Origin of the sequence: Streptococcus sp. SG2 (genome assembly GCF_030439925.1) — a bacterium.
Taxonomy (GTDB): domain Bacteria; phylum Bacillota; class Bacilli; order Lactobacillales; family Streptococcaceae; genus Streptococcus; species Streptococcus gordonii.
Map to the genome: position 1 here is coordinate 1 of NZ_JAQFJD010000005.1, position 13,544 is coordinate 13,544.

The following is a 13,544-nucleotide window of genomic DNA, read 5'->3' on the forward strand; positions in this document are numbered from 1 at the left end:
GATACTTCCCTTGGGAATTTTTATGATCGCTAGCTTTAATCGTCGCTCGGTAGCTACCATCTGCTTGTTTTACTGCCTTGTGCCAAACCAGATCATCCTGACCGTTGACTTCTGACCAGGTTGGAACCAATACTTCATTGAGACCATTGGGAGCGACTACATCACGAATGACCGCATCAAAAGTACCAGTGACAGAGTTATTATTTTCAATGGTAAGAGTCCCAGCTGAATGTTTGTGATGAACAGTAGTAGCCGTACCCGTTACAAATTCTTTTGTTCCTGTCGCTGTGACATAATAGACATGAGACAGATACTTCCCTTGGGAATTTTTATGATCGCTAGCTTTAATCGTCGCTCGGTAGCTACCATCTGCTTGTTTTACTGCCTTGTGCCAAACCAGATCATCCTGACCGTTGACTTCTGACCAGGTTGGAACTAATACCTCCTTGAGACCATTTGGAGCGACTACATTACGAATAACCGCATCAAAAGTTCCAGTGGTAGAGTTGTTATTTTCAATTGTAAGAGTCCCAGCTGAATGCTTGTGATGAACGGTAGTAGCCGTACCCGTTACAAATTCTTTTGTTCCTGTCGCTGTAACATAATAGACATGAGACAGATACTTCCCTTGGGAATTTTTATGATCGCTAGCTTTAATCGTAGCTCGATAGCTACCATCTGCTTGTTTTACTGCCTTGTGCCAAACAAGATCATCCTGACCGTTGACCTCTGACCAGGTTGGAACTAGTACTTCCTTAAGTCCATTTGGAGAAACGACATCGCGAATAACCGCATCAAAAGTGCCAGTGGTAGGGTTATTATTTTCAATCGTGACTCTTCCACTAGGTTTCTCTTTATTTGCTGTCTTTCCAATAGAAACTTCAGTAGTTGTTGCAGTTACTCCTATCTGCTCACCATTTAGTTGAGTATAGTAGAGATGAACATGATACTTACCTGTAGCATTCTTATGGTCACTAGCTTTCACTGTTACGCGATAGCGACCATCTTGCTGACGAGTCGCATGATACCAAACCAAATCATCCTGGCCTTTATCATCCGACCAAACTGGTACAGAAACACCGGCTACACCTTGAGGGGCCAAGACATTTGAAATAACAACGTCAAAACGACCTGCAAGAGAATCGTTATTTTCAATGCTAATCTTCCCGCTCAGAGGTCCTTTGGCTACTTCTGGCGCTGGTTTAGCTTGAGAAGTGAAACGGCCAGTGTAGTCTACACTATGGTCAAAAACATGCTTACCTGGCAACAATTCAGCCTGGGAGGTAAACTGCCAAGCCCCTGCCCGCCCATTATAGCGGAGAGTCTTCGCATCGTTAGCTGAAAGTTTAGCTGTTGGGTATTGAGCGACCCAGAAATTTTCCAAACCAAACTGGGCTGTCTTGACAGGCCCTTTCCCTCTTAGATTATTTTCATCAATCCAGCTGGCACTGGTATAATACATAAGATTTGTATAGCCGTTCTTACGCATTTCATCAGCCCATGCAAGGGTATTACGGTTGATGTTATCCTTCATTTTGGCATCTTCCATGTCATTGACCATGACCGTATTCTTTGGAAGATTAAGATTTCTTGCCTCTGAGATGAAGTGGCGAGCTTCTGCTCTTGCCTGCTCTTCACTAGTATAATGTGAAAAAGCATAGGCAGACACTTGCAAACCAGCCAACTGGGCATTGCGAGCTTGTTCTCCTGCGTAAGGGTTCCTATAGGTGGTGCCTTCTGTTAGTTTCACGACAACTCCACCAACTCCCTTATTGGCAAGAGTGCGATAGTCGTTGACACTTATGCTTCCATTATGACTGCTGACATCGACAAATGTTTTGGGTTGAACAGCCACATCACTTGAACGACTAGCCGGCCCAGCATGTCCAGCGCTATAGAAGGTTGTGTTCCCAACAGCTCCTTTTTTCGATGCAGCCTCATCAACCTTGCTAGCTTCTTCTCTTTGGGCAGTTTCTTCAATACTAGCCGACTGGTTCTCAACCTTAGTTTCCGACTGTTTTGGAAGAGAAGCTGGTACTGACTGACTACTTTCAGTCTTTTGTTCAGCTTGTAATTTTTCTTGCTCTTCCTGACGATCTGTTCTGGTCTCTTCCTTTGACTCGACCCTTTCTGAATCGTCTGAAGCTGTCTTTGCCACTGTATCCTGAGCCTGTTCCGCTTTTACTTGGATAGGCTGTACAGCAGACTCTTGTTCATCTGCATAAGCAGGCCGAACTGAAACAGCTAGTAGCAATGCTGCACTAGCATAATAAATAAAATCCTTCTTTTTCATGTAACTCCCTCTTTGACACGAATTTCAATATACCTCCATTGTAGCACAAGAAACTTGAGCTGAAAAGGGAAATTACTAATAATGCTTCTATCGTTTCTGTAGTGTATAAAATCACTTTAGAAATGGTGGCTTTATTGTAAAATCTGTAGCAAAATGGCTGTCGCTGAGACTTCCTTGGTCAAAAAAATCACCAATTAGCAACTATCGTCAACCAACAAATCACTCAAAAAACTAATCAAGAAAGTCCCTATAACTGCCAGCGCTAAAAATTTGCTGTACAAGCTTTAAACGTCACATGAATCGAAGACCAACACTGATCAGACCTAGCTTCCTGTGCCTATAATCTAGGCGGAATATAGCTTTAAGAAGGAGAAAATAAGCTTTATTGCGAAGGATTTCGATTCAAGAAAAATCATAGCTACCTTATATGGACAGACTCAAGCTACTATTCGTAATCACTTTCTGCGCTATTCCAGACAGATCCGAAACGGTGTTAAAGTCATTACCATGGATATGTTGGCACCTACTTCGATATCATTAAAAAGCTCTTTACTTTTGTAGAATTTCCCTCAATCGCTTGGGATATCAAAAAGGAGAGGACTAAATTAGTCCTCTCCAGGATATGACTTTTTAATAAGCCACTACAGTTGACAAAGATCCCATTTAAATTGTTAAATTATTTATAATTTATCAAGTATCAACGAGTTCGCAATTGCTGGAGCAGGCCTTTCAAACTTTGGAACTTGAAAAAGCTGTAAGTCAGATAAACAAAGCCGTAAGCGGCTGCAGCAAGATAAACTGATAAAAACCAATTCGAAGCAATAAACACAAGTGTCATTAGCAACTCAACCCAGATATCTTTGACGACCTCAATCTGCATCCTCTTGGCTAAGATTAGCTCTGCCAATATACTCCTAGTCGCCAGCAATAGCACGATAGACAGCACTGTAGCATTCAGGTTGCGCAGAAAAACTGCAAAAATCAAGGTAGTAGCAAAACTTAAGAGCATAGCAATAACATTTACTTTAAAAATCTGCCTCTCCATTCGCAAGGCTTTTAAGTAGGTATTGATAAGCAGAGCCATCTTGCCCTCGTAGACAGACATAGGAAAGACTAGAGCCATAAATATCAAGGACTCTCTGTAAGCCGGTAGCCAGCTATCCAAAGCTATTTTCAGGGGATAATACAGCAAAAGCACCCCAAACATAACAACCATAAGGACATTCCGCAACTGATTGTAAATCTTAGGCAACTTGCTTTCGTCCGTTCGTTTCAAAATTGGAAAGATGACCAAACCGATAGCGTTGATAAAGGTCATCAGTAGATTGGAAATGCTCAAGGTCAAGGATACTTTACCAAATGTAGCAATGTTCCATACCTTTTGAATCCCCATTCGAACGGTCCCGATAATGAGCATACTGGCTACATTTGATAGCATCAGGTTAATCCCGACAGCAATATTGCGAACCGTTTCCCGTATATCAAACTTAAACTGATTGAGAGGTCGCAGGGCCATATCTCGGCATAGATACATGGCATAAAAAAGAGAAACAACTCTACCAATCAAATCTGCATAGACCATAATCTTGAAGTCTCGGAAACCCACAAAAATAAAGACCAGTAAAAGCAGTAAATAGAGGAGTCTATCTCCACTGACAACATAGGAACTCTCCTTTAGTCGATTAGTCATCTGCAGAACGTAAACAAAGAGAAAGCGCAGATTGGTGACCAACATGGTATAAACCAAAAGTGTAAAAACAAATCGACTGCTATCATCTCTAATAAAGGCAGAAATCCCTAATAAAAATAAAATTCCAATCCCTGTCAGATAGATCAAAAGCATGAGAAATTGAGAGAAAAACTTCTCTTTATCCAGATCATCATACTCCAAACCACCGTAGCGAAGGTAGATTCCATCCACCCAGCCCAGATGAACAAAACCGGCATAAGATAAATAGAAAATATAGAGTTGCCAGTAACCATACTCCTCTACACCCATAATCTTAGGCAAAATTAAGACAACCAGAGAAGAAACTATTACTGTCAGCAAATTGGACAAGACAACATAGGAAAAATTAGCTACTATTTTTTTAAACCCACTAGACAAATTTGCCCTCCTATTTCTTCCTATCTGCTGCCATGCTCTCAATCAACCGTAAAAACATGGTTTCTAAATCAGTATGAGCTTGCCAGCCCAAACTCTCAAGCTTGTCCGCATTGAGACGAATCTTGACTGTCGGATTATAGCCTAGCTTTTCCACATCCTCTGCCAAATCAAAGACCAACTTCGTTTCATTGCTACCACTTAGTTCAATAACCATTTCCGCCATCTCACGAATGGAAATAGCCGTCTCTTTATTGGCGACATTATAAGCTTGCCCTGCTTGGCCTTTCAGCAGAATGAAAAAAATGGCTTCAATGGCATCTTTGGTATAGCAGTAGTTCCGAACAGTTTCCCCTTTAGTCCGGAGGATAATATCGCTCTTTTCAAGGACAGCACGCGCAAACTGCGCAAAAACTCTGTTGTCTTCATAGCTCACACCTGGGCCAAAAGTCTGTGACAAACGAGCCATCCTAACCGGCACCTGATACTGATGACAATAGCCTACACACAAGGACTCTGCCATGCGCTTGCTTTCCGAATAACTGCTACGGACACTGGTTGGATCCAAATAACCGTAATCTTTCTCGCTAATGCTGGAAGCTTCCGGATTTGTCATCCCATAGACTTCCAGAGAAGAGAGATAGACCATACTGTGAACTTTCTTATTTTTAGCCAGTTCAAGCATTTTTTTCGTTCCATTTACGGCTAGATCAATTGTCTCCACAGGATGCTCAACGAAAAAAGAGGAGTCCGTCGCACTGGCTCCATGGATAATATAATCCAAATCCTCCTCTATCTGCCAATCTGACAGCAAGTCAGCATACACTAACTTCAGATTCTCACTATGTAACAAATCTGGAAATAGATCTTCCGCTTTTTTCTGATTTCGCGCCAAGGCCACTACTCTGACATTGGCATCGTACAAATCATTTAAGGCCATCAAAGCGGAAATACAATGTCTGCCTATAAGACCAGTTGCTCCGGTTACCAAGACTGTAACGTTTCTCAATTCTCTCAGAATAGGGCTGACAGCAGCTAGGTCTTCCATATCTTTTTGTAAAATCGTATTTTTTCCCATATCAACCAAAAATTTGTGCATTTTCACGCGCTTCGTAAATCGCTCTAAAAATATAAAAATCAGATGGAGTCGTAATTTTGATATTTTCACTGCCCCCCATGACTGTATGGAGAGGGAGTCCAAAATAACGGGCCAATGTCGCAGAATCCGTCATATCGAAAAGCTTCTCAGCTTGTGCCCTCATATGCAAGGAATAAATCTCAGAAAGAACAAAAGACTGAGGAGCTACAGCAGTTTGACAAGTAGATCGCTCAATCACATTGTTAATGATGTCTTCTTCATCCACTTGAACTACAGTTTCAATGACTGGTTTAACAGTAATAGCTGTCCCATACTTTTTAACTGATTCTATATTCTTAGAAATTGTCTCCTCGTCAATCAAGGGACGAACTCCATCATGAATCAAAACGTAATCATCATTTCCTTGGTATTTTTCTCGCAGAGCTTCTAATCCATTGAAAATAGACATTTGTCCGGTTTCCCCTCCGGGAACAACCTGACTTACCTTTTTGATATTAAATTTAGCTAATAGATCTTTGCAGTAGTCCAGCCAATCATCTACACAAACAACTACAATATCCTTTATTTCGGGATGAGACTCAAAATGCTCAATTGTATGGATAATTATTGGCTTTCCATGTAACTCTAAAAACTGTTTAGGCAAGGTTTTAGTGTTCATTCGTTTGCCAGTTCCACCCGCAAATATCAACGCTGATACTGTCATATCTATATCTTCCTTTCTCTTAATTTAAATCTAACTCTACTTAAGAATTGAACCCCAAAATAGATGGCAATAGCATAAATTATCCGATTAATGTGGGTCGTCAAGAGTGATAAGAGAGTCTCCTGAAAAAATGAAATGACCAAAGGATAAGCAAACAAGGAGTATATAATTACCTTTAGAGGGCTAAAGCCACGTCTCTTTATAGAATAATAGAAACTTCCAAAGAAGAAACCATATGAAAGTTGCATAATCAAAATAGAAAGATATCCAAAATCTTTTACAAAGTAATAGTAGATGGTATAAACATTTGTTTTATCACCGTTAAAATTTATAACTGGCAAAAATGGTGTTAAGTCATAGTTGGATAAGCCTAAAGATTTCAGGCTTCCGTAAATAGCAATCAAAGTATTTTCTCCAAATACTTGATTGTTAGCATAAAGAGAAGGATTCTTTAGGAAATAATCAAAAGCTTGAATGGGCGATCCCATATATTTAATAAGGTTGTCCAAAAAACCTAGTTCTGATTGATTATCTACTCGGTTTAATACAAAAGTCCCAACTACAATAAAGAGCACAATAAATAGAAACCCTATAGTCAAAAGCGTTCTGAACAACTTCCTGCTGTAATGACTGTTTGCCCACGCATAATATTTTGAATAAAACAAAACATAGAGAACAGCATATCCCGAAACAAGTCCAAGCATCTCAGTTCTCCCAGTAGATAAAAGAGAAATTCCTAAAGAAATTAGACTAATCAGTAGCAACTTCCCTTTGTAAAAAATACCTTTCTCACCAGAGAAAACTGATTCACAAAAGAAATAGAAGAAAACGATACCCACCGCGAAATTGATGCGCAATAAATTTAAGCTTAAACGGCTGATGGCGAAATCATAGTTGGTTGTCATGTGTCGAGCTAGCTCAATCGTTTTAAAAATACCACTTATAGGTTGCCCACTCTGAGTAGCCAGATATACCAACTCGGAATAAACGGTCTTAACCGAAAAAGCCAGGAATAAAAGCACTAAAATAATACAAATGTTATTTACCCGAACACGTGCTAGCTTTATTGGAGTCTGTCTAGCCGGAAATAAGGTTGAAGATGACAAAACTCCCATTAAAAAAATGGCATTCCCAAGGAGAATGATAATGACTGTCACCAGTGAAATCTCTTCTCCCCATTTTGAAGAATAAAGAGCAGTTGAAACGCTAGCTATCAACCACACTGCTAAATATATAAATCCGGGATTAGCATAATCTCTCTTTACTGTCCTTGTTGCAAAAAACAATAAGAGGAGACTTCCTAAAATTAGTAAATAAACCATTATCTTCTCTCTATCAAATCTACCCAATTATCTTTTAGTCTGACATGACGCTCTGTCTGCTCTTTTTTCTCTGGAGGTGTCATATAGTCTCCATAACGATTGGTTAAGTAAGTGTCTGCGTCATTTGGCCCATCAAATTCCAGGCCTTCAAAGGGATACTTTCGGGCTGGGAAAAAAGTCTTGTAATCTACTGTTTCACCCAAATAGCCCTTAACTCCATAGGCAATCGTAACTTTTGAAGTCTTCTTCTTAGATTGGATAAGCCATTCCATTAACTTGTACATATTAGAAGGACCAATGATGTACGCAGGAAAACCCACAATCCGTCTGATCCAAAGGTTTATTTTGAGCTCCTTTGATTCTTTAGACATGTAAGTTAGGTGAGGTGTAAACTTTGTATAGCATCGAGAACTATTATGAGACAGATCCAGTGCTCTGAATAGCAAACCCTTCAACTTACGAACTATATCATTTTCAGGAACGAAATCAATCGGTAGCATATCCAGATAAAGATATTTCTTCTGACTAAACCCCTCACCTAGAACGTCGTAATAAGTCCAGGATTTGCTCTGCAACTTCATCACTTTAAAAACACTATCCTTTGTTTCGGCTGGAGAAATTAGTTCAAAATACTGATTATCTGTAAAAACTTCTTTTAAACGATTGTAATCTTCTCGAAACATGACTAAGTCGATATCATCATCCCAAGGAATATAGCCACCGTGTCGCAAAGATCCTATAAGAGTACCCGCAACCATATAGGAAATCAGACCATGCTCTTTGCAGATCTTGTCAAATTGTTTATACATTTCCAAATAGGCTACCTGCAAGGCCTTCAATTTTTCATCTGAAATCTTTTGATACATAGGGCTGAAGCGTTCACTTAATGCTAACTCCCATTCTATTTTGCTTGTACTTCGCATTTTCTTACCTTTTTATGATTTTCAATAGTAATCTCGCTAACCTATTTAATGAAAAAGCATAGACCACATCGCTGACTAGATCCTTTCTTCCTGCATAGATCTTCCTGTTTTTCCATAAACTGACAAGCAAGGACAATTTTCTTTGCTTCAAAAATCCTATCCGACATTTGGTTAACTGGATAGCTTCATTTACCGTCGGCTCTAGATCTTTTCTATGCATTTTTAAAATAACTTCTTTAACAGATTGGTAACGATTCAGTACCTTTTCCAAATAGGTAATTCGATATTGACGTGTTTTGTTAAAACTTTTACTAGCTATCGATTGTGTCACATTGTTGGAATGAATCCGATGTTTGTCTAAAATTTGATTGACATCAATAACTTGGCCATAGAGTGACGCCAACATTCCAAATAAAACATCATGGTAGTCAAATCCTGGCAATTCTTGATAAGACTTAGTTAAAATATCCTGCAACACTTCCTGTCTAAAAGCCGTCTGATATCCTGAAGGCCATTTTTTTAAAAGAAAGGCCAAATCTTTAATCTGACTCCCACCAGATAATGATGGTCTCTCAGATACCCGATTTCCCTCATCAATAATTTCTGACTGATTGTAAACCATAGCCACATCTGAGTTTAGAAAAAATGACGACAAAGTGGAAATTTTATCTGGAAGCCATATATCATCTTGGTCTGAAAAAAAGACAAGCCCTTCTTGAACTTGATTAACAAGATGTAAAAATGTTCTATAATGGCCAAGATTCTCCCTATTTTGAATTGCTTTCCAAGTCGTCAGATTATGTTGACTGATATAGTCTTGGACAAACTCATAGGTTCCATCTGATGAACAATCATCACATATTATGACCGCGTCTGGTACTAAATTTTGAAGTCTAATGGAATCTAACTGTTGCTCGATAAACCTTCTTCCATTATAAGTGGCCATTAAAACGCTAATCATCTTTGTTTCCTTAATATTCTTTTATAAACTCTTTTTTTCAACCCCAGAGGCATATAGACAAAGGCAATGACCAACAATAGATTTTTTATCCAATCTCTTCTGTCAATCATTTTTTCTTTCAACATAAAGTCATTAATTACCTTCCAACTAGCAATCTGTGTTGGCTGACTTCTTCGTAAATGCATTCCATTTCCAATACGAGCATACACTAATGATTGCTCCATATTGCCAAAACGGCAACCTTGTGCAGCCATGCGAACCCAGAGATAATAATCTTCTACCAAGTCTAGTGATTGATAACTACCTGATTTTTGGACTGCAGATTTTTTGAAAACAACCGTCATATGACAAAAGGGATTTCGTCTCTTCATATAGGTCAAAATAGCTTCATGTGATAAAGGCATTTTCTTTTCTGAAATGACTTCATCAATCCCTGAATTGATTTCTGTAACCGCACTTCCTAAGATATCTATTTCGGGATGCTCTTGGAAATAGTTCAACTGCTTCTCAAAACGATCGGGCTTAGCAATATCATCCGAATCCATTCGTGCAACCAACTCATAACTACAATGTTCTAGGCCTTCTCTAAGCGCTAAACCTAATCCTACATTTGTATCGAGAGGTACAGTTTTAAAATTTGTAAAATAGCCCTGATAACGCGTAATCACCTTTTCTAACTCATCTGTCAGAGGGCCATCCTTCACCAGAACTAGCTCGTCAGGCTTCAAATTTTGGTTAACCAAAATACTCTCTAGACTATCTGATAAATAAATTGGATTTTCTTTTTTGTAAACTGACATTAAAACTGAAAACTTAATAATCAACATCTCCTTCCCTTATCAAATTTTCTCGCGTTGTTCGGTCTGTTGAATAGATTTAGAAAAAGAAACCAATTGATAGTCCTCTGAATAGACAGACATTTCTTCCGAATAGACCAAAGTAGAGAATAGTTTGTTGAATGTTGGAATATAGCGTCCTAAAGCTTTTACTAACCAATTAAAACCTGGCAGTAGAAGGATGTGAGATCCCTGAGATTTCTTTATTTCGCTTACTAGTTCAGAAGTATTTACATAGGAACGATTTTGAGGGAAGAAAATACCATTCTCCCTATTCTTTATCAACAATCGAATAAACTCACTTAAGTTATCAATATAAATCATACTTCTAGCATTGTCAACTCTTGGAAAAAGAGGTAATTTTCTTATTAAACTGGATAGTCGCTGGTAGTTTCCCTTTGCTCCTGGACCATAAACCATAGGTGGCCTCAAAATAACCACGTGAAATTCTGGAGAGCTTAACTCTGTGAGTAGTTGCTCCGCTAGTAGTTTACTTTTTCCATACATAGACTGAGGAGCAGGAATTGTATCTCTTGTTATCACTCCTGGCCCTTTGATTTCACCATAAACACTCATGCTACTCATGAAGATGAATTGACTCACACCTTCCTTCTTTGCTTTCTGAGCCAACTCAAAAGGCAACTGAGTATTGACACGCTGGTAAACAGATGCCATTTCCGATGAAGGATTTGCCAGATGGACAATTGCAGCTACATGAAAAATGACATCATATTGAGAGAAATCATGACTTTTCCACGTGTCTTTTTGAACATCCAACTCCTCAACTAAAAAGTCGGGTGATTCAGAAACATGAGATAGAAAACACTTCCCTATATAGCTATCTTTCCCAGTAATCAAAATTCTTGTCATCTTTAACTAATCCTTTTGTTCCAATGTTCCGGTTCCACCCTCGACAACGCCTTCACTCTTAACAACACTTTTAATTGTTCCAAAAAAACAATGTAAATCAAGTCTAAAAGACATATGTTTTACATAGTAACCATCTAGCTCAGCTTTTTTTTCAATAGGCAACTCATCCCGTCCGTGAATCTGAGCCCAACCTGTCAGACCTGGCAAAACATCATTTGCTCCATAACGGTCTCGCTCTTCAATCAAATCATACTGATTCCAAAGAGCCGGCCTTGGACCTATGATACTCATGTCCCCAACAAAAATGTTCCATATTTGTGGCAATTCATCCAAAGATGTCTTTCTGAGGAAATGGCCTGCCTTGGTAATCCACTGATCAGGATTTTGTAGCAAATGAGTTGGGGTATCTTTGGGTGTGTCAACTCGCATAGTCCGGAACTTTAAAATTTGAAATGTTTTTTTATGGATACCAATACGTTTTTGCTTAAACAATACAGGACCTTTTGAATCTAACTTTATAACAATAATTAGTATGAGAATGAATGGAGACAAAATAACCATCCCCACTAACGATAAGAAAACATCTAAACTTCTCTTTATAAATTTGTACATTTTTTCTCCATTTCTATTGTTGAGCAAAGTCAATTAATCTTTGCTTCAACTCAGTCTCATTCAGCTCTAATAAAGTGTCAATGAAATCATCAACTTCCTTCTTGGCTGGAGCATGTACATTTCCTACAAAAATCTTTTCATATACCTGTTCATCAACTCTTTCTTGAGTAGAAAGCAGTTCCTCATATAATTTTTCACCAGGTCTAATTCCAGTTTCAACAATATTAATATCTGCCTCTGAATGACCACTTAACGAAATCATCTTTTTGGCTAAATCCAAAATTTTAACCGGTTCTCCCATGTCCAGTACAAAAACTTCGCCTCCATGCATTAAGGCCCCAGCTTGAATGACCAATCGACTAGCTTCTGGAATAGTCATAAAGTAACGAGTCATACGAAAATCAGTAACAGTCACAGGGCCCCCTTTTGCAATCTGTTCTTTAAACAAAGGAACAACACTGCCACGACTACCTAGAACATTCCCAAAGCGAACTGCGGCAAACATTGTTTTTCCTTCTTCATTAAGGCTAGTTACAACCATCTCAGCTATACGCTTAGTCGCCCCCATCACATTTGGTGGATTCACAGCCTTATCTGTTGAAATCATTACAAATTTGGTAACGCCCGTAGCTTTAGCAGCCTCAGCTACATTACGAGTGCCATATATATTATTTTTAACTGCTTCTTTTGGATTATATTCCATCAAGGGGACATGCTTATGAGCTGCCGCATGATAGACTCTATCTGGACGATAGTTTTCCATAATTTGGAAAATACGTTCACGGTCCTGAATATCAGCAATAACTGGAATAATTTCAAATTTAGATCCATATTGATTGTATAGCTCTTTGTGAATCAAATAGATAGAATTCTCCCCATGCCCTAAAAGCAAAAGTCTATCCGGGTTAAACCGAGCAATTTGGCGACAAAGCTCAGACCCAATGGATCCTCCTGCCCCTGTTACAAGTACAGTCTTGCCCTCGATATTTGACTTCAAACTTGTCTGATCAAGCACAACCTCTTTTCGTCCCAACAAATCAGATATATCAATCTCTCTGAGCTTACTAACCCTAACCTTTCCTGTCACCACTTCTTCGTATTTTGGCATGGCTTTAACGGTAGCATTCGTCGCTTTGCACAGAGTCAAAATACGTTCATACTCTTCTGGTTCTAAGGATGGAATAGCAATTACAATTTGATTAATCTCATAGTTTGCAACAATCTCTGGAATCTGACTATCTGATCCTACAACCTTTACTCCATGTAAAAAAGAACCATGTTTACTAACATCCCGATCAACCACCGCAACAATCTTAATATCAGGCGAATCCTTTAAAGCTGTAGTTATAAACAAACTTCCACCAGCTCCTGCTCCCACTACTAAGGTCCGTAATAACATTTCGTTAGCAACTTCTTCATACCTTACTCCCGTTTTATAACCATACCATATCCTCCATGCTAGTCGAACAGATGTAGAGAATAAAATCGAGAACATACAACTCAGTAGCATAAAACGGTAGCTAATACCCAAAGTAAAGACAGTTTCTATCACTGAGACCGCTATATAAGCCCCGGCTAAAGTCAAGGCGATTTTGCTAAGATTTTTATAGTCTGTATAGCGATTTAGAATAGAAAAAGCTCCCGTAATTCCTCGACCAACCAGCAAATATAGCACTGTCACATAAGTCTGATTTTGTATTATGTTTAATTCTCTTGTTTGAATATATTCAGATAAGAAAAAGTAAGCAATATAACCACTTATATAAATGATAATAGTATCCACTATCATCAATATTAAGCGTTTTTGTGCCCTAGTTATTT

General features: G+C 38.7%; 11 protein-coding genes and 1 pseudogene. 1 reads left to right on the forward strand and 11 read right to left on the reverse strand.

Annotated features, from left to right (window positions below):
- On the reverse strand, window positions 1-2,293 hold a 2,293-nt coding region (locus PCY09_RS09275; RefSeq protein ID WP_301556714.1), incomplete at its 3' end, for a GBS Bsp-like repeat-containing protein.
- 135 nt (window positions 2,294-2,428) lie between these two features.
- Between PCY09_RS09275 and PCY09_RS09280 the strand changes: the two are divergent.
- Window positions 2,429-2,844 (forward strand): annotated as a pseudogene (locus PCY09_RS09280) (transposase); the annotation flags it as partial.
- A 146-nt stretch (window positions 2,845-2,990) separates the two neighbouring features.
- Here PCY09_RS09280 and PCY09_RS09285 read toward each other — a convergent pair.
- Genes PCY09_RS09285 through PCY09_RS09330 form a run of 10 tightly spaced genes read right to left on the reverse strand, consistent with a single transcriptional unit; the run spans window position 2,991 to window position 13,542 of the window.
- The gene (locus tag PCY09_RS09285; protein WP_061602306.1) at window positions 2,991-4,400 is read right to left on the reverse strand and encodes a flippase; all 1,410 of its coding nucleotides are present in this window, start codon (window positions 4,398-4,400) and stop codon (window positions 2,991-2,993) included.
- 10 nt (window positions 4,401-4,410) lie between these two features.
- A complete protein-coding gene (locus tag PCY09_RS09290) occupies window positions 4,411-5,496 on the reverse strand; it encodes an NAD(P)-dependent oxidoreductase (protein ID WP_061602307.1) in 1,086 nt (361 codons plus the stop codon).
- The gene (ispD, locus tag PCY09_RS09295) at window positions 5,477-6,199 is read right to left on the reverse strand and encodes a 2-C-methyl-D-erythritol 4-phosphate cytidylyltransferase (protein ID WP_061582830.1); all 723 of its coding nucleotides are present in this window, start codon (window positions 6,197-6,199) and stop codon (window positions 5,477-5,479) included. The genes PCY09_RS09290 and ispD overlap by 20 nt, the downstream gene beginning before the upstream one ends.
- Before the next feature lie 2 nt (window positions 6,200-6,201).
- Complete coding sequence (locus PCY09_RS09300; RefSeq protein ID WP_061602308.1) at window positions 6,202-7,521, reverse strand: O-antigen polymerase; 1,320 nt, start codon at window positions 7,519-7,521, stop codon at window positions 6,202-6,204.
- A complete protein-coding gene (locus PCY09_RS09305; RefSeq protein ID WP_061602309.1) occupies window positions 7,521-8,444 on the reverse strand; it encodes a phosphorylcholine transferase LicD in 924 nt (307 codons plus the stop codon). Before PCY09_RS09305 ends, PCY09_RS09300 begins: the two co-directional genes overlap by 1 nt.
- A gap of 4 nt (window positions 8,445-8,448) precedes the next feature.
- Window positions 8,449-9,405 (reverse strand): glycosyltransferase, encoded by a 957-nt coding sequence (locus PCY09_RS09310; RefSeq protein WP_061602310.1) that lies wholly within the window; start codon window positions 9,403-9,405, stop codon window positions 8,449-8,451.
- Window positions 9,402-10,232 (reverse strand): glycosyltransferase, encoded by an 831-nt coding sequence (locus tag PCY09_RS09315; protein WP_176744524.1) that lies wholly within the window; start codon window positions 10,230-10,232, stop codon window positions 9,402-9,404. The genes PCY09_RS09310 and PCY09_RS09315 overlap by 4 nt, the downstream gene beginning before the upstream one ends.
- Window positions 10,233-10,244: 12 nt before the next feature.
- Window positions 10,245-11,111, reverse strand: a complete 867-nt coding sequence (locus PCY09_RS09320) for an NAD-dependent epimerase/dehydratase family protein (RefSeq protein WP_061593917.1) — start codon at window positions 11,109-11,111, stop codon at window positions 10,245-10,247.
- A 6-nt stretch (window positions 11,112-11,117) separates the two neighbouring features.
- A complete protein-coding gene (locus PCY09_RS09325; protein ID WP_046164513.1) occupies window positions 11,118-11,723 on the reverse strand; it encodes a sugar transferase in 606 nt (201 codons plus the stop codon).
- 13 nt (window positions 11,724-11,736) lie between these two features.
- The gene (locus PCY09_RS09330; protein ID WP_070494093.1) at window positions 11,737-13,542 is read right to left on the reverse strand and encodes a nucleoside-diphosphate sugar epimerase/dehydratase; all 1,806 of its coding nucleotides are present in this window, start codon (window positions 13,540-13,542) and stop codon (window positions 11,737-11,739) included.
- Between the last annotated feature and the right edge of the window lie 2 nt (window positions 13,543-13,544).